Below are 22,325 nucleotides of genomic sequence, written 5' to 3'. Positions count from 1 at the left end.
TGATAGGTTGACCCGTCGGCCATCACTTTGCCGTTTGCGGCATCCAGCGGACGAAAACGACCATGCCCACGGACATCCGCCTGCTCACCGGCAGCGCCATCCGCCCGTTCATCGATGACCTGGCGCGCCTGCGGATCACCGTGTTCCGCGAATATCCCTATCTCTACGACGGCAGCCCGGAGTACGAGGCGAACTACCTCGATACCTACGTGCACTCGCCCTGGAGCCTGTGCGTGCTGGTACTCGACGGGAAGCAGGTCGTCGGCGCTTCCACCGGCCTGCCGCTTGCGGATGAGACCGAAGAGTTCCAGCGGCCCTTCCTCGAACAGGGCTGGAACCCCGAGCACATCTTCTACTTCGGTGAGTCGGTGCTGTTACCGGCGTACCGCAATACCGGCCTGGGCCTGCGCTTCTTCGAGGAACGCGAGCGCTATGCACGCGGGCTGCAGCGTTTCGACTGGTGTGCCTTCTGCGCGGTGCAGCGGCCACAGGACCACCCGGAGCGCCCCGCCGGCTACCGGACGCTGGATGAATTCTGGCGGCGCCGGGGCTTCAGCCCCCGTCCGGAATTGCACACCGAGTACCACTGGCGCGACGTGGGCGAGCCGTGCGAGAGCGCCAAGCCCATGTCCTTCTGGCTCAAGGAGCTGACCTGATGATCCGCGTTGCCGCCTGCCAGTATGCTATCGAGTTGCACGAACACTGGGAGGCCTACGCGCAGCACCTCGAAGACCTGTGCGCCGAGGCGGCGGAGCAGGGCGCGCGTCTGCTGGTGCTGCCCGAATATGCCGGGCTGGTGTTGAGCGGCCTGTTGCCCGAGGCGCAGCGCAGCGACCTGCACGGCTCCATCGCCGGTCTGCAATCGTGGTTACCGAAATGGCTGGCGCTGTGCGAATCCATCGCCCGGCGGCTGAATCTCTACCTGGTGCCCGGCTCCGCGCCGGTGCTGGACGATGACGGCCTGTATCGCAACCGCGCCTGGCTATTTGGCCCGCAGGGCCTGCTCGGCGCCCAGGACAAGCTGCTGATGACGCGCTTCGAGCGTGAGCAGTGGAACATCGTCGGCGGCGAAGGCCTGCGCGTGTTCGAAACCGAGTTCGGTCGGCTGGGCATCCTCATCTGCTACGACAACGAATTCCCGCTGCTGGCGCGCACCCTCGCCGAGCAGGAGGTCGACCTGATCCTCGCGCCCAGTTGCACGGACACCGAGGCCGGCTATCACCGCGTGCGCATCGGCGCCCAGGCCCGTGCGCTGGAGAACCAGATCGCCGTGCTGCACTCGCCGACCGTGGGGCTTGCGCCCTGGTCGCCGGCGCTGGACGAAAACGTCGGCCGCGCGGGGCTCTACGTGCCGCCGGACTACGGCATGCCCGCCGATGGCGTGCTGGCGCTGAGCGAAGAACTGACGCCGGCAGCCAGCCGCTGGCTGCTGTACGACCTGGACCTGGACGAGGTCCGCCGCGTGCGCCGCGAAGGGCAGGTGTTCACCCGCCGCGACTGGCCGGAGCAGTTCACGCCGGGGCGCCTCAAGGTGTTGGATCAGTAACCGGCTTCGCGTTGGTGGCGGATGGCGAGGACCACCAGGGTTTCGCCATCGATGCGGTATCTAGCCAGGTAGCCGCTGTCGCCGAAGTCGATGGGCCATTCTCGATAAACCACGGGCAGGTCATCGATCAGCCGCCCCATCTGCGGATGCGCCCCCAGTGCCTGGGTGGCCTGGAGGATGATCTGGCCGGCGCGGCGTGCGGCAGTTGGGTTGGTCTCGCGGAGGAAGCGGCGCAAGCGCTCGAGATCGCGAAGCGCGGCGGGTGCGTAGATCACTCGCATTTCGGTGCGGCTTGTTCGTCCTCATCGCCCCAGCTGTTCAGCCAGTTCTCCACCGCTTCGGCAGTGACATGCTGGCCGGTCGCCTGGAACTCTTCCCAGGCCTGCTCGGTGTCGCGCTTGAGCTTTTCGCGCTGTTCTTCACGCACAACGTACTGGCCGATCGCCTCGCGCATGATCCAGTGCGGTGAGCGCTGGCGCAGCTCGGCCAGCTCGCGCACGCGAGCGAGCATTTCCTCGTCGAGTTTGACCGAAGTGGCCATAGCGGTGCCTCTGTAGTGAAAGGTAATACCGGGTAATACTTCGTCCGAAGAGGATCAGTGTCAAACTGCACGGGATGAGCGGGGCGCCATCTCTGCACATCCGTGAACTCATCGACCCGGACTTTCGACGGGTGGCAAGGCACGGCGCCGTGGTTATGCTCCGGGCATAACCATAAGAGGGACTTTCCATGCTCCGACTGGCCCTGTGCGCCTTCCTCCTGTTGCTGGCCGGCTGCAGTTCTCCCGGTGCGTTCTTCGGTGCGCTCGATGGCCCGATGTTCAGCGCGCTGCCGAGCGATCCACAGCATGCGACGGTGTACATCTACCGCCCGCAGAACCAGTGGTCCGACGAGGAACTGGAGGCGCCGGGGCTGTTCCTCAACAACGAACTGATCGGCAGCCTGCCGAGCAACGGCTATTTCGCCATGAGCTTCGTGCCGGGCAGCTACCAGTTGCAGATGCGCCGTCCGCTGTTGGGCAGCTTCTGGACCTGCTTCGCGGGCGGCACCCTGGACTTCACCCTGATCTCCGGCTTCGCCCTGGAGGCGAAAGCTGGCCAGGTCTACTACCTGCGCTACGACGAGACCCACACGCCGCCCAAGTTCCAGCACAACGCCGGGGAGGGCGCCGGCCCGTTGAACCTGGTGGGCAATGAGCTGGGCTCGCGGGAGATACCCGCCACGCGTCAGGTGCAGGCGCCGGTGAGCATCGCCGCCAGCGGCAAGACCGTCGAGGGGCCGGGCTTTTTCGAGCGCATCGGCCTCTGAGGTGATGCGCTGTAGTAGCGGCCTATTACCCGCCGATTGCGCGACTGACTAAGCTCTCCCGCATGCCCGGTCACCACGGCCGGGCCCTGCCGGGAGGATGCCCACGATGGCCGCGAAGAAGATCCTGATGCTGGTCGGCGACTACGCCGAAGACTACGAAACCATGGTGCCGTTCCAGGCACTGCTGATGGTCGGGCATACCGTCCATGCCGTCTGCCCGGACAAGAAGGCTGGCCAGAGCATCCGCACTGCCATCCACGATTTCGAAGGCGACCAGACCTACAGCGAGAAGCCGGGCCACAACTTCGCGCTGAACGCCACCTTCGCCGAGGTGCGCGCTGAGGATTACGACGCGCTGCTGATCCCTGGCGGCCGCGCCCCGGAATACCTGCGCCTGAACGCCAAGGTGATTGAACTGGTGAAAGCCTTCGATGCCGCGAAGAAACCCATTGCCGCCGTCTGCCATGGCGCCCAGTTGCTGGCCGCTGCCGGTGTGCTCAAGGGCCGCGCCTGCAGTGCTTACCCAGCCTGTGGCCCGGAAGTGAAGCTGGCGGGTGGCGAGTACGTGGACATCCCGGTGGATGCCGCCCATGTCGACGGCAATCTGGTGACCGCGCCCGCGTGGCCGGCGCACCCGGCCTGGCTGGCGAAGTTCCTCGACGTGCTGGGCACGAAGATCAGCCTGTAAACTGGCCCCTCATCGAAGCTGGAGAAGCCGTCCATGTGCGAACTCTACGTAAAGGCCGACCCGATTCTCTATGAGTCGCGCTCCCGCTCGCTGCGCATCCGTGGCGTGGTCACCACGCTGCGCCTGGAGAACCAGTTCTGGGACATCCTGCGCGAGATCGCCGAGGTGGACGGCATGACCACCAATCAACTGATCACCAAGCTCTATGACGAGGTAATGGACTATCGCGGGGAGGTGGTGAACTTCGCTTCCTTCCTGCGGGTGAGCTGCACCCGTTTTCTAGCCCAGCGCCGTGACAATGTCGTGGAACTGAACCGGGTGCCGCGCAGCGCCTGACTCCGCTGACGGCTTTTTCGTAGGAGCGAGCTTGCTCGCGAACCGCCCAGCCCCAGTGCTGCCGGGAACTCCGTTCGCGAGCAAGCTCGCTCCTACAGGGAAACACCGTTGCTGCCGGCTGTTGTAGGAGCGGATTTATCCGCGATCGGCCAGCCACAGGTCGATACCACAAAAAATTCCACCCATGAAAAAGCCCGGCACATGGCCGGGCTTTTTCATGGGGCGAAGAAGGCGAAGCCTTACTTCACTTCCACCGCCAGGTTCTCGGCGATCTTCTTCTGCCAGATGGCCGGGCCGGTGATGTGCACCGACTCGCCATTGGTGTCGACCGCGACGGTCACCGGCATGTCTTTCACGTCGAACTCGTAGATCGCTTCCATGCCCAGTTCGGCGAAGGCCAGGACCTTGGACTTCTTGATCGCCTGGGCGACCAGGTAGGCGGCGCCGCCCACAGCCATCAGATACACGGCCTTGTTGTCCTTGATCGCCTCGATGGCGATCGGGCCGCGCTCGGACTTGCCGATCATGCCCAGCAGGCCGGTGCTTTCCAGGATCTGGCGGGTGAATTTGTCCATGCGGGTCGCGGTGGTCGGGCCAGCCGGGCCAACCACTTCGTCACCGACCGGATCGACCGGGCCGACGTAGTAGATGAAGCGGCCTTTCAGGTCTACCGGCAGCTCTTCGCCCTTGTTCAGCATGTCGACCATGCGCTTGTGTGCAGCATCGCGGCCGGTGAGCATCTTGCCGTTGAGCAGCAGGGTTTCGCCCGGCTTCCAGCTCTGCACTTCTTCCGGGGTGATCTTGTCCAGGTCGACGCGGCGCGCGGAGGGACCGGCTTCCCAGACGATTTCCGGGTAGGCGTCCAGCGGCGGCGCTTCCAGCGAAGCCGGGCCGGAACCGTCGAGCACGAAGTGGGCGTGACGGGTGGCGGCGCAGTTGGGGATCATGCAGACCGGCAGGGACGCTGCGTGGGTCGGGTAGTCCATGATCTTCACGTCGAGCACGGTGGTCAGGCCGCCCAGGCCCTGGGCGCCGATGCCCAGCTGGTTGACCTTCTCGAACAGCTCCAGGCGCAGTTCCTCGATGCGGTTCTGCGGGCCGCGGGCCTTCAGCTCATGGATGTCGATCGGGTCCATCAGGACTTCCTTCGCCATCACCGCGGCCTTCTCGGCGGTACCGCCGATGCCGATGCCGAGCATGCCCGGCGGGCACCAGCCGGCGCCCATGGTGGGAACGGTCTTCAGCACCCAGTCGACGATGGAGTCGGACGGGTTGAGCATGGCCATCTTCGACTTGTTCTCGGAGCCGCCGCCCTTGGCCGCGACGTCCACTTCCACGGTGTTGCCGGGGACGATGGAGTAGTGGATCACCGCCGGGGTGTTGTCCTTGGTGTTCTTACGGCTACCTGCCGGGTCGGCCAGGATGGAGGCGCGCAGGACGTTTTCCGGCAGGTTGTAGGCGCGACGCACGCCTTCGTTGATCATGTCGTCGACGCTCATGGTGGCGCCGTCCCAGCGTACGTCCATGCCGACGCGGACGAACACGGTGACGATGCCGGTGTCCTGGCAGATCGGGCGATGGCCGGTGGCGCACATGCGCGAGTTGATCAGGATCTGCGCCATCGAGTCCCGGGCAGCCGGCGATTCTTCGCGCAGGTAGGCCTCATGCATGGCCTGGATGAAATCAACCGGGTGGTAGTAGGAGATGAACTGCAGGGCATCGGCGACGCTCTGGATCAGGTCGTCTTGCTTGATCACGGCCATGGAGCACGGTCCTCTTCAGGCGGGAAATACAGGCGCAGGGCCTGTTACATCGGGAGTACGCCGGCACGGTTCCGGCGAAAAAAGGCGCCGTAGTATACCGCTGCGGCCGCTTGCCGCGCACGCGCCAGTGATCCGACCTTGGTCACAGGGGGCCGCCGCTTTTATTTGGAAGCCACGTGGGCGCCCACATTCCGATCGGCTAGGCGATCAGGCGCTTTGATAGTAGAGTGGAGGCCAGGTGCCATTACGGGATGGAGCCCCATGAGCACACTGCTGAAACAGCGCGCCTTACAAAAACTACTCATCAGGCGATTCGGCATGGCCGTCGGCACTTACGCGCTGGCGCAGCTATTGCTATGGATGGCAGTGTTTGGTGACTTCTTCCGCGGCTCCGTCGCCTTCGCGCTGGGTTGCACGCTTCTGGTGGTGGCCAGCCAACTGGCCTTCTTCTGGTTGTTCCTCACCGGGCGAAACCAACGCTTCTCCGACCCGAGCATGACCGAGCCGCAGGTGCTGGTCGCGCTCCTCTGGCACACCCTGTTCCTGGCCAACGTCGACTCCGCGCGCGGCACCCTGATGGTGTTCTACGTGCTGATCCTGCTGTTCGGCGTGTTCCAGCTACAGCCCAGGGTGTTCGCCCGTTGCGCGGGGCTGGCATTCATCGCCTTCGCCGGCCTGAACCTGTGGGAGGCTTTCCAGCAACGCCTCGAGCTGCCCGCCCAGGCGATCCTGCAACTGCTGGTGCTGTTCATCGTCCTGGTCTGGCTCAGCCTGTTCGCCGGCTATGTCCAGGCGCTGCGCCAGCGCATGCGCCAACGCCGCTACGCGCTACAGGCTCACCAGGACACGCTGCGCGGGATGATGCGTCAGCTGGAGGACCTGGTGGCCACCGATGAGCTGACCGGCCTGTTCAACCGCCGCCACTTCCTGCGTCTGGCCGGCCGCGCGCTGGACGAAATGCCATTGAACCAGCGTCATGGCCTGGCCCTGATCGACCTGGATCACTTCAAGCGCATCAACGACCTCCACGGTCACGCCGCCGGCGACCGCGTGCTACAGACCTTCGCCGCGGTGGCGCGGGCCTGCCTGCGCGAGGGCGACATCCTGGCGCGCTATGGCGGCGAGGAGTTCGTCCTGCTGCTGCCCAACGCCGATGCCGACCGGCTGGCGACCTGCTGCGAACGGCTGCGCATGGCCTACGCCGACGCGCAGCCGGTAGGGGTGAATATCGAAGTGCTGAGTCTGTCGGCGGGGATGACCCTGCTGGAGCCCACCGACGATCTCGACGAGGCCTTGCAACGGGCCGACCAGGCGCTCTACCGTGCGAAACGCAGCGGACGTAACCGCTGCGATGCCGCATGGGAGTGGACGCGTGCCTGAGATACAGGCCGGATCGCAACGCTTTTCGGTAACCCCCGGAGTCAACCTGCTCGATGCCCTGCGCGGGGCCGGCGTCGCCGTGCCCTACAGTTGCCGCGCCGGCAGCTGCCACGCCTGCCTGGTGCGCTGCACGCGCGGAGAAGTCCGCGATGCATTACCCGATGCGCTGGAGGCCGCACGACGCGACGAGGGCTGGCGGTTGTCCTGCCAGTGCCAGGTCATCGAAGACCTCGCCGTGGAAGTCTTCGACCCGCAGCGCGACGGCCTGCCCGCCAGCGTCGCCGAGCTGGACTGGCCGGCGCCGGACGTACTGCGTCTTCGCCTGACGCCGCAACGCCCGCTGCGCTATCGCGCCGGGCAGCACCTGATCCTCTGGAGCACCGAGGGCGTGGCGCGGCCCTACTCGCTGGCCAGCGTACCGGGTATCGACCCCTGGCTGGAGTTCCACATCGATTGCCGTCTGCCTGGCGCGTTCAGCGGCTTTGCCCGCCAGTTGAAGGCGGGCGACAGCGTACGCCTGGGCGAGCTGCGCGGCGGCGCCCTGCACTATGACCCCGAATGGCACGACCGGCCGTTGCTGCTGATGGCCTCCGGCACCGGTCTGGCGCCGCTCTGGGGCGTGCTGCGCGAGGCGTTGCGCCAGCATCACGCAGGTCCCATCCGGGTCATTCACCAGGCTCATGACAATGCCGGCCACTACCTCGCCGAAGCGCTGCGCGAGCTTGCCGCCGTGCACCCGGAGCTGGAGGTGACGCTGATGACCGCGGCCGAGTCGGCCGAAGTTTTGGCGCAACTCCGGCTTGTTTCGCGGCGGAGCATCGCCTTACTCTGCGGCCACCCCGACAGCGTCGATGCCTTCGCCCGCCGCCTCTACCTCTGTGGCGTGCCGCGCGGCCAGACGCTGGCCGACCTGTTCCTTCCGCACGCCTGAAGCGGCGCGCGGCCCCAATAAGTAGAAGTCCAATAAGAAGGATTTGCCATGAGCGAACAGATTCTCGTCGAACGCGAACAGGGCCTGCTGACCCTGCGCCTGAACCGTCCGGACAAGATGAACGCGCTGACCCGCACCATGTACTCCGCCCTGGCCGAGGCCCTGGAGGCGGCGGAGGCGGATCGCACCGTGCGCGTGGTACTGATCACCGGCGGCGCGGAATGCTTCACCAGTGGCAATGACATCGTCGACTTCCTCCAGCAACCGCCCAGCGGCCCGGACAGCCCGGTATTCCGCTTCATGCGCGCGCTGATGGACTTCACCAAGCCGGTGGTCGCGGCGGTGGCCGGCCCCGCCGTGGGGATCGGCACCACCCTGTTGTTGCACTGCGACCAGGTCTTCGTCGCCCAGGGCTCCAAGTTCAAGATGCCCTTCGTCAACCTCGGCCTGTGCCCGGAGTTCGGCTCCAGCTTCCTGGTACCGCGCCTGGTCGGCCCTGTGAAGGCGGCCAGCCTGCTGATGCGTGGCGAAGGTTTCACCGGCGAGCAGGCGGTGGCGTACGGCATCGCCAACGAAGCGCTGGCCGACGGCGCCGCTGCCATCGAGCGTGCCCGTGAGGTCTGCCAGTCGCTGCAGCAACTGCCGCCGGCGGCGGTGGCGCTGAGTAAGCGCCTGCTTAAGGCGCCTTACATCGAGCAATTGCGCCAGGTAGTGGCGGAGGAGGGACAGCTCTTCGTCGAGCGCCTGCACTCGCCGGAGGCCCAGGAAGCGCTGAGCGCCTTCACCCAGCGTCGCCAGCCGGATTTCTCCAAGTTCCTGTAACAACTCCCGCAGGTTTGGAATGTAGGGCGTATAACGCTCCGCGTTATACGCCGCCTGGCCGTGGTCTCCATGCGCTCCGTGCTCGGTCATGGCGCCAACGATGACGACGGCGTATCGGCGTACAACCGCGAACGGTTGTACGCCCTACGGATGCACCCGGTTGCCCACACAATCTGTGGAGCGTGCTGTGGATAAGCTTTGGGGCAACCTGGCGAACCCACGTCCGCCGGGGCTTTCAGGGGGTTGGGTGGTATTTGAGCGACGCCCGGCAGGTTGCCCACACAAGATGTGGAAGGTGTTGTGGATAACCTTGGGGTCAAGACGCCAAGCCCGCACGGCGCCTGGCTTCCAAGACATTGGTTGCCCTTTGAGCAACCCGGAATGAAAAGGCCGCCCATAAGGGCGGCCTTTTTTGTTGCCGGTGCGGGATCAGACCAGCAGATCACCCACGTGCAGCACCTTCATGGTGTTGGTGCCGCCCTGGGTGGTGTAGCTGTCGCCCTTGGTCAGGATCACCCAGTCACCCTTGGTCACCACACCACGCTGCAGCAGCGCGTCGACGGCTTCCTGGCTGACCCGCTCCGGCGGCAGGGCTGCCGGGTCGAAGGGGATGGTTTCCACGCCGCGGAACAGCGCCACGCGGGCCTGGGTTTCGCGGTGCGGGGAGTAGGCGAAGATCGGTACCGAGGAGCGGATGCGCGACATGATCAGCGGGGTGTAGCCGCTTTCGGTCAGGCAGATGATCGCCTTGATTCCCGGGAAGTGGTTGGCGGTGTACATGGCCGCCAGGGCGATGCTCTCGTCGCAGCGCTCGAAGGTCTGGCCCAGGCGGTGGCTGGACTTCTTGGTGGTCGGGTGCTTCTCGGCGCCGGCACAGATGCGCGCCATGGCCTGGACCGCTTCCACCGGGTATTCGCCGGCGGCGCTCTCGGCGGAGAGCATCACGGCGTCGGTATAGTCCAGCACGGCGTTGGCCACGTCGGAGACTTCCGCGCGGGTCGGCATCGGGTTGTGGATCATCGACTCCATCATCTGGGTCGCGGTGATCACGGCCTTGTTGTAGCGGCGTGCGTGCAGAATGATTTTCTTCTGGATGCCCACCAGCTCGGCGTCGCCAATTTCCACACCGAGGTCGCCGCGGGCCACCATCACCGCGTCGCTGGCGCGAATCAGGCCGTCCAGGGCTTCGTCGTCGGCCACGGCTTCGGCGCGCTCGATCTTGGCCACCAGCCAGGCGGTGCCGCCGGCCTCGGTGAGCAGGCTACGGGCGTATTCCATGTCCTTGGCGTCACGCGGGAAGGACACGGCGACGTAGTCCAGGTCCATGCTTGCGGCGAGCTTGATGTCGGCCTTGTCCTTGTCGGTCAGGGCCGGCGCGGTGAGGCCGCCGCCACGGCGGTTGATGCCCTTGTGGTCGGACAGCGGGCCGCCGATCAGCACTTCGCAGACCAGTTCGTCCGCCTTCACTTCCTTGACCGCCATGACCACGCGACCGTCGTCCAGCAGCAGTTCGTCGCCGACGCCGCAATCCTTCACCAGATCCGGATAGTCGATGCCGACCACTTGCTGGTTGCCTTCGGTGCGCGGGTGGCTGGTGGAGAAGCGGAAGGTGTCGCCGACGGCCAGTTCGATGCGCTTGTTGGCGAACTTGGCGATACGGATCTTCGGGCCCTGCAGGTCGCCCAGCAGTGCGACGAAGCGGCCGTGCTTGGCGGCGAGGTCGCGGACCAGTTTGGCGCGGGCGCGGTGTTCATCGGGAGTACCGTGGGAGAAGTTCAGGCGGGCGACGTCGATCCCGGCGAGGATCAGCTGTTCCAGGACTTCGGGGGAGTTGCTGGCTGGGCCGAGGGTGGCGACGATCTTGGTGCGGCGAAGGGACATGCGGGACTCCTAGGGGAAAGCAGCGGTCAGGCCGCCCGGAGAGCCTGGAAAGGTTCCGAAGGCAGCCAGGACGCCATCTTACTCTCTTTCAGGTGACAGGTCTGATCACCAGCAGGTCGCATTCCACCTCTTCGAGCACCCGTTCGGCGGTCTGGCCGATCAGCGCGTTGTCGAACTGCCCGCGGGCGACCGCGCCCATCAGCAGCAGGTCGATGCCCTTGTCGCGTACGTAGGTGGGGATTACCTCTTCGGCAAAGCCCTGGCTCAGTTGGGTGCGCGCGCGGTCGATGGTCGGGTATTGCGCCAGCAGGGCGTCGAAGGCCTCGCGGTGGTGGGTTGCGGTACGTTGCACATAGTCGTCGTAGTTGGCCAGCAGTTCGGCGTTGAATGCCAGGGTCTGTGGCACTGCGACGTAGGCGTGCAGGTAATGCGCCTGCAGTTTCAGGCGTTGTTCGAACTCGCGGGCCACGCCGATCAGGCGGTGGTCCAGCTCCGCCGGCTTGTCGCTGGCGTGCAGCGGGTCGAGTGCCGCGCACAGGCGTTCGCCACGCCATTGGCCGTGTTGCACCAGCCACAGCGGCTGCGGGCAATGGCGGATCAGCTGCCAGTCGTGGTTGGTCAGCACCAGGCGCTTGAGCAGGCTGTGGTGGTGCGCGGACTTGAGAACCAGGTCGGGCTGGCTCTGCTCGCAGTGCAGGACGACCTGCCGGTGCAGCGGTTTGCCCCAGCGAGCCTGGCATTTCACCTCGATGCCGGCCTGGCGCAGCGGCGCGGCGAGCTGCTCCAGCCAGGCCAGGCGCTGTTCGAGCAGGCTCTGCCTTCCCCGTTCGAGATCGCCCTGATCCAACAGCAGGTTGTTGTCCAGGGCGGGATTGAACTCGCAGGCCAGCAGTTCCAGTCGCGCGCCGCTGCGTTCGGCGATCCACTGGGCGCGGGTGAGGGCGGGCTGGTCTTCGCGGGTGGGGTCGATGACGACGAGCAGATGCTGGAGTTTCATGTCGGCTTCCTCGCGCGGGCTGCGACCATTGCAGTCCAAGCCTAGCGCGTAGCGCTTGATCTGGGTCAGCGCTGCGCGCGGGAAGCCGCCCTCAGTTGCGCTGGCTGTTCAGCGCCTGGTCGAGGTGGTGCGCCGCCTTGTCGGCGAGATCGCCGTTGGGGTACTCGGCCAGTTGCCGGCGCAGGTAGGCGATGGCCTGGTCGCGGTCGGGGTGCGGGTTGTCCGGCGCCATGTACATCAGGCCGAGCTGGTACAGCGCCTTTTCGCGGATGTCCGGCGGGATGGCCGGGTCGTTGGCGCCCAGCAGGTAGAGCTGCGCGGCTTCGTCGACGCGGTCCTTGAGCACCGCGCGGCGCGACAGCAGGGTCATGTCCGGATCGAGGCTGGGCTTGTTCAGGTCGAGGTTGTACTGCGGCTTCCAATCCGCCAGCAGCTCGCGGGCGTTCTTCTGCACCGGGTCCTTGGCGCGCTGGCGGATCATCAGGATGCGCGCGTCCGCATGGGCGGCAGCCTGGGTGCCAGGGAATTCGCGGTCGATGCGCTCGAAGTACTGCAGCGCCTTCGCATCGTCGCGCTGGTCGTTGAAGCGGCTCATGTAGATCAGGCCGATCTGGTACAGCGCGATGGCGCGCACTTCCGGGCTGTAGCGGGTGTTGCCGTAGCCGGTCAGGTAGAGCTGCTCGGCCTCGGCACTCTTGTTGTCGCGGATGGCCTGGGCGCTGTAGGTCAGCAGGTCGCCTTCCTCTTCCACCGCGGCGGTCATGCGTTTGTTCTTCAGCTGCTTGTATTCGGCGACTTCACCGGTGGTGACCTGCGCGACGAACAGCGGCGTGGTGGGGGCGCAGCCGACGAGCAGGGGAAGGAGCACCACGAAGGGCAGGGCGAAAGCTGAGCGCATGGCATCTCCTTGGCGCCGGGGCGTTATCCGCGCCAGTCTAGTGGCGGGCTTCAGTACGGCCAAGACGGGCCGATACACTTCCCAACGGAGGATATGCCCATGCGAACCCTGGCCACCCTGCTGCTGCTCCTGAGTGTTACCGGATGCACCAGTTGGTCGATGAATTACCACCTGAACAACGCCTACCGCTCGTACAAGAGCGGCGATTGCGATCGGGTCATGCTCGAACTCTCGGAAACCGAGCGCAAGAGCCGCGCGCGCCCCTGGCTGCAGCCGGAGATCTCCATGCTGCGCGGGCAATGCCTGGAACGGCAGAAATTCTTCGTCGACGCCGCGCAGACCTACCAGTTCATCATCGCCCGCTACCCCACCAGCGAGTATGCTTACCGCGCCAAGGCCCGGCTGGAAACGCTACGCCTGAATGGCCGTCTGCCCGGCGATACGGCGCGCAGCTATCCGGTCACGCCCTGACCGCCGGTCGGTGGCGAACTTGAGCGCCCCCGATCGCTGGCTAATCTCATGGAGTGACTTCACGGAGGAGGTTGGAATGCGTGCCCTGTGGCTCTGCGTCTGGTGTTTTCCCTTGTTGGTCCACGCCGACATCTATCGCTGGACCGACGCGCAGGGCAAGGTGCATTTCAGCGAAACCCCACCGCCGGGGGCGCAGCGCATCGAAGTGAAGCCCCAGGTCGTCGAGCGTGACGCGGCGACCCGTGAGCGGGAAGAGCGCACCGCCCGCTTCTACGATGCCCGTCGTGACGAGCAGGCCGCCGCGCAAGCCAAGGCGACCGAGCAGCAGGCCAAGCTGAACGCCCAGTGCGCGCAGTGGCAGCAGAGCCTGAACAACCTCAGTCTGGGCGGTCGCTACTTCACGCAGGATAGCGACGGTAAACGGACCTACTACAGCGATGCACAGATCGACGCCGCCCGTCGCGAGCTCGAAGCGCGACTGGCGGAAGGTTGTCGTTAGGACTGGCCCCAAGCGGGCGGCATTGCCATACTGGACGATATTTCATAGCGAAACGCCATTATGCGCCATCAACGACATATCGAGCGCCATCAGCTGCCCTACTACCTGAAGGTGTTCAACAGCATCACCGACAAACCGATGGGTTACCTGGGCAACGTCTCGCTGGACGGGATGTTGCTGATCAGCCAGCTGCCGATGCTGGTGGGTGGCCGTTTCGACATGCGCCTGAAGATCCCGGGCCATGACGGCAAGCTGCAGCTGATCGAGTTCTCCGCGACGTGCCAGTGGTGCCGCGAGGACGTCAATCCGGGCAACTTCGACTCCGGCTTCAGCCTGGTGGCGCCGCCGATGGAGTACGTCGAGCTGGTCGATGCGCTACGCCGTTATTTCAGTTTTCGCCGTCAGGTGGAGTCGGTCTGAGGCGCAGGACGCGCTGAACCGACCTGGCGGTAGCGGAAGGCAGGACGCCGGGAATTCCCGCCGTCAGAACAAGGTGTGACCTCGATCCCCCGCGCTCCGAACTTGGCCCTGTCGTCGGCGGCTGAGCTCGGCGTATCGGCGTACAACCGCGAACGGTTGTATGCCCTACAGACGGCCAACCTGTAAGCGAGCTTGCTCGCGCACAGGGTTTCCAGGCCGCATGGATGCTGGGCGGTTCGCGAGCAAGCTCGCTCCTACGAAAAGCAGAAAGCCAAAGCGGTTTCCAGCGAAACATCCGCTCGCCCGAGGGGGCGAAACCCAATGTTTCAGTACACGCCGAAGCGGCGCAGAAACACCGAACAAGACGGCGTCGCCCTACAACGCCCCCGCCTTCTTCCACCCCAGGTAGCGGCTGACCAGCTCCGGTCCGAGCTGGCTGGGTCGTGCGTCCAGCACCGGCACGCCATGGGCCACCAGCTTCTCATGCAGCCCGGCGCGGGCATTCAGGTATTCCACCGTGCCGCAGTAGGCCAGCGCTTCTTCGTAGCCCTCCACGGGTGACTGCCGCAGCCGGTCGAGCACTTCCTCGCGCAGGCTGGCCACCAGCACCCGGTGTTGCCGTCCCAGCCGCTTCACCGCGGCTACCAGGTCTTCGTCATCCTCGTCGCGCAGGTTGGTGATGATCACCACCAGGGCACGGCGCCGTTGGCGGGTGAGCACGGCCTGCACCGCCGTCGCGTAGTCCGCCGCGCGCTGGCTGCTGTCGAGGTCGTAGACGCCATTGAGCAGCACGCTCAGCTGCGCGCTGCCCTTGCCTGGCGGCAGGTGCCGTGTCTGGTCGCCGGCGAAGGTCATCAGGCCCACGGCATCGCCCTGGCGCAGCGCGACATAGGCCAGCAGCAGGCTGGAGTTGAGGGCATGGTCGAAGTGCGACAGGTCGCCATCGTGGCTGCGCATGCGCCGGCCGCAGTCGAGCAGGAAGAGAATCTGCTGGTCGCGCTCGTCCTGATATTCCCGGGCGATCGGTGTGCGTTTGCGCGCGGTGGCTTTCCAGTCGATTTGCCGCAGCGTGTCGCCGTCGCGGAATTCGCGCAGCTGGTGGAACTCCAGACCCAGTCCGCGGCGCTGCCCGGCGCGTACGCCGATGCGGTTCAGCCAGTGGTCCACGGCCATCAGCTCGGCGCCGTAGATGCGCGCGAAATCGGGGTAGACGCGGGTTTCACTGCGCTCTTCCAGATAGCGCCGGCCCTTCCACAGGCGCAGCGGGCTGGACAGTTCCAGCTCGCAGCGGGGGAAGACGAAATGCCCGCGCGACAGGGGGCGCACGCGATAGCCCAGCTCGGTCTGCTCGCCCGGGTGGAGTTCGACCACCTGCGGCAGGTGCTCGAAGTCCATGGCGCCGGGCAGGTGATCGAACACGGTCACCCGTTGCACCTGCGCGTAGCGATGGTGCAGTTGCAGGCGTACTTCGCTCCAGCGGCCCAGTGGCAGGTTGCCGCTCATCTGTCGCTCCAGGCGCGGCGAGGGCAGGCGGCGCAGCCACAGGGCGTCGGCCAGGGCGAGCAGGCCCAGGGCGCAGAGGGCGCCCCACCAGAGGCGGCCGAGCAGCGGCGCCGGAGCGTCCAGGGCCGTCGCCGTGCCCAGGGCGATGGCCACGGCCAGCAGCACGCCGAGCAGCGCGAGAAGGGCGCGCGATGGCTTCATAGGCGCGGCGCCGGTACCTGGTCGAGCAGTTGTTGCAGCACCTGATCCACCGACAGGCCCTCGATGTCCAGCTCCGGCGACAGCCGCACGCGATGCCGCAGCACCGCCAGGGCGCTGCCCTTGACGTCGTCCGGCAGCACGAAGTCGCCGCCGCGCAGCAGCGCCCGCGCCCGCGCGCAACGCACTAGCGCGATGGATGCGCGCGGCCCGGCGCCCAGGGCCAGGCCCGGCCAGTTGCGGGTGGTGCGGGCGATGCGCACAGCGTAGTCCAGCACTTGGTCGTCGATGGGCAGGTCGGAGGCGATCTTCTGCAGCGCCATGACGTCCTTTTCCTTGAGCAGCGGACGAATCGGCGCCACGTCGAGCATGTCGCTGCGCGCCGAGCGGGTCACCTGGCGCACCAGGGTCTGCTCCTCGGCCTCCTGCGGGTAGTCGATACGCAGCTTGAGCATGAAGCGGTCCAGCTCCGCCTCGGGCAGCGGATAGGTGCCTTCCTGCTCGATGGGGTTCTGGGTGGCCAGCACCATGAACGGCTGCGGCACCGGCAGGGCGCGGCCTTCGAGGGTGACCTGGCGCTCCTGCATGACTTCCAGCAATGCCGCCTGGGTCTTGGCCGGCGCGCGGTTGATCTCGTCGGCCAGCAGCAGGTGGGTGAATACCGGGCCCTTGCGCAGCTTGAATTGCTCGGTGGCGAGGTCGTAGACCGCGTGGCCGGTGACGTCGCTGGGCATCAGGTCGGGGGTGAACTGGATGCGCGCGAAGCCACCGTCGAAGCAGCGGGCGAGGGCGCGCACCAGCAGGGTCTTGCCCAGGCCGGGGACGCCTTCGATGAGTACGTGGCCACCGGCGAGCAGCGCGGTCAGCACATCGTCGATCACGCCCTGCTGGCCGATCAGCGCCTTCTGAAGTTCATGGCGCAGCGCCTGGGCCAGCTGGCTGGCGCGCTGGCGCTGGGCGGCCGGATTGGATGACGGGCTGGCTTGTTCAGGTATCTGTTCGCTCATAGGGAATTCCTGAGGCTTTGCAGGTGGGCGACCTGGCGGGTGAATTCGGCGATGGCCATGCGTTGCTGCGGATAGGGGCGCATGGCCTGGCTGATGGCGCTGACCGGCAGCCGCGTCATGCGGCCCAGGGTCTGCCATTGTTCGGCGACGGGCAGGCGCTCGAAGCCCGGCTGGCGCTGCCGCGCCCGGCGCAGTATGTCGCGTTGCAGACCCTGCAGCAGGGCAATCTGGCCGCGCTGGCGGAGGACGAAATCGGCACCGGCGCGCAGGTGCTCTTCCAGTTGCCGGCGTCCGCGCGCCGGGCTTGGTTGCAGCGGGCCCTGGCGCATGCCCTGGCGCCACAGGGCGAGCGCCAGCAGCACGGCGCAGGCGACCAGCGCTTGCGGGAAGTAGCGCGCCAGCAGGGAGAGCAGGCTGTCGCCGTCGGCGCGGTAGACCAGGGTCACGCTGCTGTCCTGGGTCAGGTACCAGAGCAGCCAGGCGTTGTCGTAGTCGCTCAGCTGGTTGTTCTGCCAGATCCAGTTGTCGGTCAGCACGGTGACCAGGCCCTGGCCCTGTTGCAGTTGCAGCAGGTGAGTGGCTTCCGAACTGTTGGCCCAGGCGTAGGCGACGTTCTTCGAGTCGAACAGGTGGTAGTCGGTGTCGAAGTCGATGTAGGCCGGCGCCTTTTCGTTTTCCAGGTAGAGCTTGGTCAGCTTCGGGTAGGGATCTTCTTCCTCGGCGGGGGCAGCGAGTTCGGGGTCGGCAGCGGGGGCGGCCGGCTGCTCGGCCGGCTTTTCCGGCGCGGCGGGCTCCGCATCGGTCTTGTCTTCCGGCTGGGCGGCGCCCTTGTCCTTGTCGAGGTCTTCGGTGAGGAACTGCTGCACGCCGAGGCGATCGAGCAGCAGGTCGCCGCTCTTGCCTTCTTCCTCATCCCACAAGCGTTCGGCGGTGACCACCAGGTGGCCGCCGCGGGAGGTCCAGTCGAGCAGGCGTTCGGTCTGCTTCGGCGTGAGGTTCTCGCGGCTGCCGAGCAGGATCAGCGTGTGGCCCTTGCTCGGCAACTGCTCCAGCACTTCCATTCCCTTGGCCGCGTTGACCTTCAGGCCGCGTCCGCGCAGGTAGGCCTCGGCGGCCAGATAGGGATTGGCGCGGACTTCCGGCGCGGGGCCGTGCTCGATGGTCTCGGGATAGGGCTTGAGGTGGGTGTAGAGGTAGTACCCGGCGACGCCCAGTACCAGCAGGACGGCCAGGGTGATCAGCAGGGCGACGGAGCGCTTCATGGGCGCACCTCGTTGCCGAACAGGCCGCGCCATTGCCCGCAAAGCTGCTGCTTGAGGTCGTCCCGGGGCGTGCGATGACCGTAGGCAAGCGCCTGCCAGTGCTGGGTCAGGCTGCGGGTGAAGCTGTCCAGTGGCGGGTTGTCGAGGGCTTCGACACGTACCAGCACCTCGCCTTCCGTGGTGGAGTCGCGCAGTGGCACGCGGTAGTCATGCAGCAGGCGGCTGAGCAGTGCGCGGTACAGCAGGCCCAGCGCGGCGCGCGGTTGCTCGTCCCACAGGCGCTCGGCTTCGCTGGCGACATCTTCGGGCAGGGTTTCCGGGGCCAGTTCCAGGCCGAACAGCACGCTCGGCACCTCGCGGCGCTGGCGCTGCGGCAGGCCGATACGGCCGGCGAACAGTCGCAGCCACTCGCGGTAGCGCCAGATCAGCAGGGCGACAACGCTGATCAAGGCGCCCCACAGCAGCACTTCGATGATCTGCGCGATGTACTTGAACGCTTGCCAGTGCTCCAGGGCCTCGAAGAAACGCTTCAGGCTCTGTTCGTCGTCCTTGCTCGGTTTGTCCTTGTCCTTGGGATCGTTCAGTCGCCAGCGGGTCACCGTCTCGCTGTTGCGGAATGGCGGCGCCGCCAGGATGGCTTCGGCGGCGTGGCGCGATTGTTCGCTGTTCAGCACCTGGTTCTGCAGGCGGGTGGCCTGGGGGCCGTTGGGGTTCTGGTCGGGTAGCGGGCAGCTGTAACCGGGTTGGTTCGCGGCCCAGGCGCTGGAGTCGGGTAGTGGCGCCAGGCAGACGGCGGCGATCAACAGCAGGGCATACGCGCTGCCGATCAGGCGCTGGCGCAGGCGACGCAGCACCAGCTCGATATCCCAGGCTTCCAGTTCGGTGCGCCGGTTCAGGTAGAGCGTGAAGCCGCAGGCTACGTAGACCGGTTCCCAGACCACCAGAACCAGCGCATAGAGCAGATTGCTCAGGTGTTCCAGCCAGCCCCATTCGCCGTCGGCCAGACTGATCAGCGATTGCCATTTCCAGTCCGCGACCCACTGCTGCGGCAGCAACAGGTAGAGCAGCACGGACAGCCCGAGCCACAGGGCCGATTCGAAGTGCATGCCGATCAAGGTCAGCCAGGTGGCGCCGCCGGCGTTGCGCTGACCGAGGACCACCAGGCGCTGGCTGCGGGCCTGGCCCTTGAGGCCTTCGAGCTGCAGCACCGGCAGGTCGAAGCTGCGTGTCGGGCTGAAGCGGCGCCACAGCAGGCTGGGCAGCAACTGGTTCTTGAGCAGGCAGGGGAAGGCCCGTAGGGCCTGCCCGAGGGTGGGCGTGTCGTCGAATAGGGCTCGCGACAGGATGTACAGCGGCAGGCGCTCGAAGGCTGGCTTGAGCCACCAGAACAGCAGGATCGCCCAGCCCGAATGGTTCCACAGCAGCAGGCTGAGCACGGCGAACACCGGCAGGGTGACCAGCGCCCAACTACCCATCAGCAGGCCGGCGTGGCGGCGCGCCAGGAGAATCCCCAGGTCCAGGGCTTCCCATGGGCTGCGCGGACGGATGGCGACGCTGGCGTCAGTCAGGCGCATGGCGGCTCCGTCCGGCAAACAGGAAATAACCGCCGACCAGCAGCCAGAGGCAGGCGCCGACGATGTACTTCACGGTCGCCGGGAACTGCGTGAGCGAGGACCAGTAGCCTTCGATGAAGGCGGCGATCAGCAGCAACAGGATTACCCCGCCCACCAGTTGCACGGCTCGGGCTGCCGCCTGGCGCAGCGCATCGAGGCGACTCAGGCGACCGGGCGCGAGCAACGCCCAGCCGAGCTTGAGGCCGGCGGCGCCGGCGAAGGTGATGGCGGTCAGCTCGAAGGCGCCGTGACCGATGACGAAGGACCAGAAGGTCTCGATGTAGCCGACCTGGGTCAGGTGCCCGGCCGCGGCGCCGATCATCAGGCCGTTGAACAGCAGGAAGAACAGGCTGCCCAGGCAGAACAGCAGGCCGCTGGCGAAGGTCTGAAAGGCGATGCCGATGTTGTTCATGATGTAGAAGGCGAACATCTTCCAGTCATCGCCGGTGTCCCGTTCGCTCATCGGGCCGAGGCGCCGCGCCTCCGGCGAGTACATGGTCTCCATCTCCGCAACGCGCTCGGGTGCCATCACGCTGTAGGTGAGGTCGGGGAAGTGATAGGCCAGCAGCCCCATGAGCAGGGCGCTGCCATAGAACAGCAGGCTGGCGACCGCGATGAACTGCCACTCCTCGCGCACCAGGCGCGGGAAGCCGGCGGTGATGAAGCCGAGGATGCGCGCGCCGAGATGGCTGCGGTGCCGGTAGAACTGCTGGTGCCCGCGCATGGCCAGCTGTTGCAGGTGATCGATCAGGTGGCTGCTGTAGCCGCGTTCCTGCGCCAGTGCCAGTTGCTGGCAGATGCGCCGGTAGTCCGCGGCGAATTCGTCGGGGCGCTCGGAGGCTTCCTGGCGCTTGCCGTTTTCCAGTTGTTCCAGGCGCTTGCCGAAACGCTTCCATGCACCCTGGTGGCGTTGTTCGAACAGGGCCTGCTTCATGGGGTCACCTGGCCGCTGCCGAGCAGGCCGCTGGCGATGGCATTGAGGCGTGCCTCCGCGTGTTCGGGGGGGACGCCCAGCGGTTCGGCAAGGATGCCGGCCAGTTCTTCGCGGCGTGCCGCGGACAACTGTCCGGAGCGCTCGGCGAAGCCCATCATCGCGCGCTGTTCTTCCAGGTTCAGCGGCCAGGGCGCCAGCTGCGGCGCTACCTGGGGCGGCTGCGGACGGCCCGGCGGCGGATCGCGGTAAATCACCAGGGTGCCGGCGGCCAGGTCGCCCAGACGCTTGAACGCCGGATTGGACAGGCAACTGAGCAGGCCCAGGGCGTAGCCGAACGGCAGGATGTCGGCGAAGCGCAGCAGGTTGCGCAGCAGCGAGGCGGACCAGCCGATCGGCGTGCCGTCATCGTGGACCACGCGCAGCCCCATCATCTGCTTGCCGGGCGAGCGACCCTGGTTGAGCACTTCGAAGAGCACCATGTACCACCAGGTCATGACGAAGGTGAGCAGCAAGCCCAGGCCGGTGCCGAGCTGGCCGAGGAAGGCCAGCGCCATGAACAGGGCGAACATCAGCAGGGCGCGGATACCCAGGTCGATCAGGTAGGCGATCGCTCGTGGGATAACGCCGGCGGGACGCAGCAACAGGTCGATCCCTTCCGGCGTCTCCACGTGGTAGCGGGTATCCAGCGCGGGGCTGGGCGGACGTGCGTCCGGGCGTGGAACGGCGGCTGCGGTCAAGGGGAATCGCTATCGATGGCTGAAAGGCAGATGCTAGCCAGCGCGCTGCGGCGAGGCAACCGCGCTGGCGGCAATTGGCGAACGGGGTTCAATTGGCCGGTGGCAGTACGCCGAAGATGGTGCGGTACAGCACACCGATGCAGATGATTGCCAGCGGCAGTGACCAGACCATCCCGATACCGAGCGGAATGGCGCTGACCATGATGATCACGCCGAGCACGAGGAACAGCCCGAAGACCTTGAACCAGTGCTGGGTGATGGCCTTGCGCGAAGCCTCCAGGGCCTGCCAGGGGCTGAGCTTGCGCTCCACAGCCAGCGGGATCGCCAGGATGTAGGCGATGCTCAGGTAGATGCCGGGCAGCACCAGCAGCAACATTCCCAGGTAGATCAGTACGGTCATGATCAGGCCGGTGATCAGCAGCGGGATGAACAGGCCGAAGTGGCTGAACATCTCGTTGAAGGAAACAGGCTGGTCAGCGGCGCGGCGGATCCCGAGCATGTTGATGCCTGCCAGGAAGGGATATCCCACCGCGCCAGCAATGACTCCCACGACCAACTGCAGGATCGCTACGCTGGCGCTGACTTCGGTGCCGGACGCTGCGTAGCCAATGCCTAGCACCAGCCCCAGCGCGAAGCTGACGATTTGCACGACAACCCCATAGACGATGAAGCCAGCGATGATCAGCCCCTTGGTGCCGCTGACCCGCTGCCAGGCCTCCTGGATCACGTCTCCGATGGTGAAGTCGTAGCCTCTGGCCAGTGCTTCTTCGATGCTCGGAACACTGGAGCCCCGAGCGTCGTCCTGCAGTTGGCTGGTCGGAGGAGTGAAGGGGTTGATCGCGTTTTCGTTCGACATTTGGCAGTTCCGCTCTGCTGGTAAATAGGGGCTCGAAGTGTGCCGTTTTTGCTTGATTGGTCTGTCAGGAGAAGCGATGGCCAGTTGAGCGATCTTTCCTGAAATGGGGTGGGAGGTTGGGCTGTAGCTGGGCGGATGCTGTATGGGACAGCCTGAGCGATCCAGTTGCGAAGCCGTAACTGCAGACAGACGCCGTTTCCGCGGCGCGCGCAGCGAGCATGGCGGGAATGAGGGACAGGTCGCTCTGCGGAGGACTGCAGGGATTGTGCACAGAG

24 protein-coding genes are annotated in these 22,325 nt (G+C 66.1%); 11 read left to right on the top strand and 13 right to left on the bottom strand.

The features are described from left to right. Positions 1-62: 62 nt before the first annotated feature. Both SD196_RS22535 and SD196_RS22530 read left to right on the top strand, forming a co-directional pair. Entirely contained in the window at positions 63-656 is a 594-nt protein-coding gene (locus SD196_RS22535; RefSeq protein ID WP_416310686.1) for a GNAT family acetyltransferase, read from the top strand. Then, the gene (locus SD196_RS22530) at positions 656-1,546 is read left to right on the top strand and encodes a carbon-nitrogen hydrolase family protein (RefSeq protein WP_416310685.1); all 891 of its coding nucleotides are present in this window, start codon (positions 656-658) and stop codon (positions 1,544-1,546) included. Before SD196_RS22535 ends, SD196_RS22530 begins: the two co-directional genes overlap by 1 nt. Here the strand turns inward: SD196_RS22530 and SD196_RS22525 are convergent. Together SD196_RS22525 and SD196_RS22520 are read right to left on the bottom strand one after the other, a co-directional pair. Next, entirely contained in the window at positions 1,540-1,827 is a 288-nt protein-coding gene (locus SD196_RS22525) for a type II toxin-antitoxin system RelE/ParE family toxin (RefSeq protein WP_275608583.1), read from the bottom strand. The genes SD196_RS22530 and SD196_RS22525 overlap by 7 nt on opposite strands. Continuing rightward, positions 1,818-2,087: a CopG family ribbon-helix-helix protein gene (locus SD196_RS22520; protein WP_275608582.1), complete on the bottom strand. Its 270-nt coding sequence runs from the start codon at positions 2,085-2,087 to the stop codon at positions 1,818-1,820. The genes SD196_RS22525 and SD196_RS22520 overlap by 10 nt, the downstream gene beginning before the upstream one ends. A gap of 188 nt (positions 2,088-2,275) precedes the next feature. On the opposite strand from SD196_RS22520, the gene SD196_RS22515 reads away from it, so the two are divergent. From SD196_RS22515 to SD196_RS22505, 3 genes are all read left to right on the top strand, one after another. After that, positions 2,276-2,854 carry a DUF2846 domain-containing protein gene (locus SD196_RS22515; protein WP_343577399.1) on the top strand — a complete coding sequence of 193 codons (579 nt, stop codon included), beginning with the start codon at positions 2,276-2,278 and terminating at the stop codon, positions 2,852-2,854. Positions 2,855-2,960: 106 nt separating this feature from the next. Beyond that, on the top strand, positions 2,961-3,542 hold the full coding sequence (locus SD196_RS22510) for a DJ-1/PfpI family protein (protein WP_275608580.1): 582 nt from the start codon (positions 2,961-2,963) through the stop codon (positions 3,540-3,542). Between the two features lie 33 nt (positions 3,543-3,575). After that, positions 3,576-3,878, top strand: a complete 303-nt coding sequence (locus SD196_RS22505) for a ribbon-helix-helix domain-containing protein (RefSeq protein WP_275608579.1) — start codon at positions 3,576-3,578, stop codon at positions 3,876-3,878. Positions 3,879-4,117: 239 nt separating this feature from the next. Here the strand turns inward: SD196_RS22505 and SD196_RS22500 are convergent, their stop codons facing one another. Continuing rightward, on the bottom strand, positions 4,118-5,641 hold the full coding sequence (locus SD196_RS22500) for a fumarate hydratase (RefSeq protein WP_275608578.1): 1,524 nt from the start codon (positions 5,639-5,641) through the stop codon (positions 4,118-4,120). Between the two features lie 261 nt (positions 5,642-5,902). Here SD196_RS22500 and SD196_RS22495 point away from each other — a divergent pair, with 261 nt between their 5' ends. Genes SD196_RS22495 through SD196_RS22485 form a run of 3 tightly spaced genes read left to right on the top strand, consistent with a single transcriptional unit; the run spans position 5,903 to position 8,774 of the window. Beyond that, positions 5,903-7,021 (top strand): GGDEF domain-containing protein, encoded by a 1,119-nt coding sequence (locus SD196_RS22495; protein WP_331319265.1) that lies wholly within the window; start codon positions 5,903-5,905, stop codon positions 7,019-7,021. Then, a complete protein-coding gene (locus tag SD196_RS22490; protein WP_331319264.1) occupies positions 7,014-7,952 on the top strand; it encodes an iron-sulfur-binding ferredoxin reductase in 939 nt (312 codons plus the stop codon). Before SD196_RS22495 ends, SD196_RS22490 begins: the two co-directional genes overlap by 8 nt. Positions 7,953-8,000: 48 nt before the next feature. Then, on the top strand, positions 8,001-8,774 hold the full coding sequence (locus SD196_RS22485) for an enoyl-CoA hydratase-related protein (protein ID WP_275608575.1): 774 nt from the start codon (positions 8,001-8,003) through the stop codon (positions 8,772-8,774). 429 nt (positions 8,775-9,203) lie between these two features. On the opposite strand, the gene pyk is transcribed toward SD196_RS22485, so the two are convergent. From pyk to SD196_RS22470, 3 genes are all read right to left on the bottom strand, one after another. After that, positions 9,204-10,655 carry a pyruvate kinase gene (pyk, locus tag SD196_RS22480; RefSeq protein WP_275608574.1) on the bottom strand — a complete coding sequence of 484 codons (1,452 nt, stop codon included), beginning with the start codon at positions 10,653-10,655 and terminating at the stop codon, positions 9,204-9,206. An 88-nt stretch (positions 10,656-10,743) separates the two neighbouring features. Next, complete coding sequence (locus SD196_RS22475; RefSeq protein WP_370600016.1) at positions 10,744-11,652, bottom strand: universal stress protein; 909 nt, start codon at positions 11,650-11,652, stop codon at positions 10,744-10,746. A 91-nt stretch (positions 11,653-11,743) separates the two neighbouring features. Then, positions 11,744-12,550: an outer membrane assembly lipoprotein YfiO gene (locus SD196_RS22470; protein ID WP_343577409.1), complete on the bottom strand. Its 807-nt coding sequence runs from the start codon at positions 12,548-12,550 to the stop codon at positions 11,744-11,746. A gap of 99 nt (positions 12,551-12,649) precedes the next feature. Between SD196_RS22470 and SD196_RS22465 the strand changes: the two genes are divergently transcribed. The 3 genes from SD196_RS22465 (at position 12,650) to SD196_RS22455 (ending at position 13,940) form a co-directional block, all read left to right on the top strand. Then, positions 12,650-13,021, top strand: coding sequence for a tetratricopeptide repeat protein (locus SD196_RS22465; protein ID WP_275608571.1), 372 nt, complete (start codon positions 12,650-12,652; stop codon positions 13,019-13,021). Positions 13,022-13,097: 76 nt separating this feature from the next. Beyond that, on the top strand, positions 13,098-13,520 hold the full coding sequence (locus tag SD196_RS22460; RefSeq protein WP_275608570.1) for a DUF4124 domain-containing protein: 423 nt from the start codon (positions 13,098-13,100) through the stop codon (positions 13,518-13,520). A gap of 60 nt (positions 13,521-13,580) precedes the next feature. Beyond that, entirely contained in the window at positions 13,581-13,940 is a 360-nt protein-coding gene (locus SD196_RS22455; protein ID WP_275608569.1) for a PilZ domain-containing protein, read from the top strand. 375 nt (positions 13,941-14,315) lie between these two features. On the opposite strand, the gene SD196_RS22450 is transcribed toward SD196_RS22455, so the two are convergent. The 7 genes from SD196_RS22450 to SD196_RS22420 form a co-directional block, all read right to left on the bottom strand. Beyond that, a complete protein-coding gene (locus SD196_RS22450; RefSeq protein WP_331319261.1) occupies positions 14,316-15,644 on the bottom strand; it encodes a DUF58 domain-containing protein in 1,329 nt (442 codons plus the stop codon). Next, positions 15,641-16,648, bottom strand: coding sequence for an AAA family ATPase (locus tag SD196_RS22445; RefSeq protein WP_331319260.1), 1,008 nt, complete (start codon positions 16,646-16,648; stop codon positions 15,641-15,643). The genes SD196_RS22450 and SD196_RS22445 overlap by 4 nt, the downstream gene beginning before the upstream one ends. Next, on the bottom strand, positions 16,645-17,910 hold the full coding sequence (locus SD196_RS22440) for a DUF4350 domain-containing protein (RefSeq protein ID WP_416310684.1): 1,266 nt from the start codon (positions 17,908-17,910) through the stop codon (positions 16,645-16,647). The genes SD196_RS22445 and SD196_RS22440 overlap by 4 nt, the downstream gene beginning before the upstream one ends. Beyond that, the gene (locus SD196_RS22435) at positions 17,907-19,484 is read right to left on the bottom strand and encodes a DUF4129 domain-containing protein (protein ID WP_416310683.1); all 1,578 of its coding nucleotides are present in this window, start codon (positions 19,482-19,484) and stop codon (positions 17,907-17,909) included. Before SD196_RS22435 ends, SD196_RS22440 begins: the two co-directional genes overlap by 4 nt. Further along, a complete protein-coding gene (locus SD196_RS22430) occupies positions 19,471-20,457 on the bottom strand; it encodes a stage II sporulation protein M (protein ID WP_343577415.1) in 987 nt (328 codons plus the stop codon). The genes SD196_RS22435 and SD196_RS22430 overlap by 14 nt, the downstream gene beginning before the upstream one ends. Beyond that, the gene (locus SD196_RS22425; protein ID WP_275608563.1) at positions 20,454-21,194 is read right to left on the bottom strand and encodes an RDD family protein; all 741 of its coding nucleotides are present in this window, start codon (positions 21,192-21,194) and stop codon (positions 20,454-20,456) included. Before SD196_RS22425 ends, SD196_RS22430 begins: the two co-directional genes overlap by 4 nt. Before the next feature lie 88 nt (positions 21,195-21,282). Further along, entirely contained in the window at positions 21,283-22,050 is a 768-nt protein-coding gene (locus tag SD196_RS22420; RefSeq protein ID WP_331319257.1) for a hypothetical protein, read from the bottom strand. Positions 22,051-22,325: the final 275 nt, after the last annotated feature.

The sequence above is a fragment of the Pseudomonas macauensis genome (genome assembly GCF_047902425.1).
Lineage (GTDB): Bacteria > Pseudomonadota > Gammaproteobacteria > Pseudomonadales > Pseudomonadaceae > Pseudomonas.
The sequence above is the reverse complement of the archived record's forward strand: the minus strand, read 5'-3'. Positions and strand labels throughout refer to the sequence as shown.

What these genes read in the sequence shown, in the direction of transcription:
- SD196_RS22465 (WP_275608571.1), top strand. Translation starts at nt 12,650, where the DNA reads ATGCGAACCCTGGCCACCCTGCTGCTGCTCCTGAGTGTTACCGGATGC.
- SD196_RS22510 (WP_275608580.1), top strand. Translation starts at nt 2,961, where the DNA reads ATGGCCGCGAAGAAGATCCTGATGCTGGTCGGCGACTACGCCGAAGAC.
- SD196_RS22485 (WP_275608575.1), top strand. Translation starts at nt 8,001, where the DNA reads ATGAGCGAACAGATTCTCGTCGAACGCGAACAGGGCCTGCTGACCCTG.
- SD196_RS22535 (WP_416310686.1), top strand. Translation starts at nt 63, where the DNA reads ATGCCCACGGACATCCGCCTGCTCACCGGCAGCGCCATCCGCCCGTTC.
- SD196_RS22515 (WP_343577399.1), top strand. Translation starts at nt 2,276, where the DNA reads ATGCTCCGACTGGCCCTGTGCGCCTTCCTCCTGTTGCTGGCCGGCTGC.
- SD196_RS22420 (WP_331319257.1), bottom strand. Translation starts at nt 22,050, where the DNA reads ATGTCGAACGAAAACGCGATCAACCCCTTCACTCCTCCGACCAGCCAA.
- SD196_RS22460 (WP_275608570.1), top strand. Translation starts at nt 13,098, where the DNA reads ATGCGTGCCCTGTGGCTCTGCGTCTGGTGTTTTCCCTTGTTGGTCCAC.
- SD196_RS22430 (WP_343577415.1), bottom strand. Translation starts at nt 20,457, where the DNA reads ATGAAGCAGGCCCTGTTCGAACAACGCCACCAGGGTGCATGGAAGCGT.
- SD196_RS22500 (WP_275608578.1), bottom strand. Translation starts at nt 5,641, where the DNA reads ATGGCCGTGATCAAGCAAGACGACCTGATCCAGAGCGTCGCCGATGCC.
- SD196_RS22435 (WP_416310683.1), bottom strand. Translation starts at nt 19,484, where the DNA reads ATGCGCCTGACTGACGCCAGCGTCGCCATCCGTCCGCGCAGCCCATGG.
- SD196_RS22520 (WP_275608582.1), bottom strand. Translation starts at nt 2,087, where the DNA reads ATGGCCACTTCGGTCAAACTCGACGAGGAAATGCTCGCTCGCGTGCGC.
- SD196_RS22475 (WP_370600016.1), bottom strand. Translation starts at nt 11,652, where the DNA reads ATGAAACTCCAGCATCTGCTCGTCGTCATCGACCCCACCCGCGAAGAC.
- SD196_RS22445 (WP_331319260.1), bottom strand. Translation starts at nt 16,648, where the DNA reads ATGAGCGAACAGATACCTGAACAAGCCAGCCCGTCATCCAATCCGGCC.
- SD196_RS22530 (WP_416310685.1), top strand. Translation starts at nt 656, where the DNA reads ATGATCCGCGTTGCCGCCTGCCAGTATGCTATCGAGTTGCACGAACAC.
- pyk (WP_275608574.1), bottom strand. Translation starts at nt 10,655, where the DNA reads ATGTCCCTTCGCCGCACCAAGATCGTCGCCACCCTCGGCCCAGCCAGC.
- SD196_RS22450 (WP_331319261.1), bottom strand. Translation starts at nt 15,644, where the DNA reads ATGAAGCCATCGCGCGCCCTTCTCGCGCTGCTCGGCGTGCTGCTGGCC.
- SD196_RS22470 (WP_343577409.1), bottom strand. Translation starts at nt 12,550, where the DNA reads ATGCGCTCAGCTTTCGCCCTGCCCTTCGTGGTGCTCCTTCCCCTGCTC.
- SD196_RS22525 (WP_275608583.1), bottom strand. Translation starts at nt 1,827, where the DNA reads ATGCGAGTGATCTACGCACCCGCCGCGCTTCGCGATCTCGAGCGCTTG.
- SD196_RS22440 (WP_416310684.1), bottom strand. Translation starts at nt 17,910, where the DNA reads ATGAAGCGCTCCGTCGCCCTGCTGATCACCCTGGCCGTCCTGCTGGTA.
- SD196_RS22455 (WP_275608569.1), top strand. Translation starts at nt 13,581, where the DNA reads ATGCGCCATCAACGACATATCGAGCGCCATCAGCTGCCCTACTACCTG.
- SD196_RS22505 (WP_275608579.1), top strand. Translation starts at nt 3,576, where the DNA reads ATGTGCGAACTCTACGTAAAGGCCGACCCGATTCTCTATGAGTCGCGC.
- SD196_RS22495 (WP_331319265.1), top strand. Translation starts at nt 5,903, where the DNA reads ATGAGCACACTGCTGAAACAGCGCGCCTTACAAAAACTACTCATCAGG.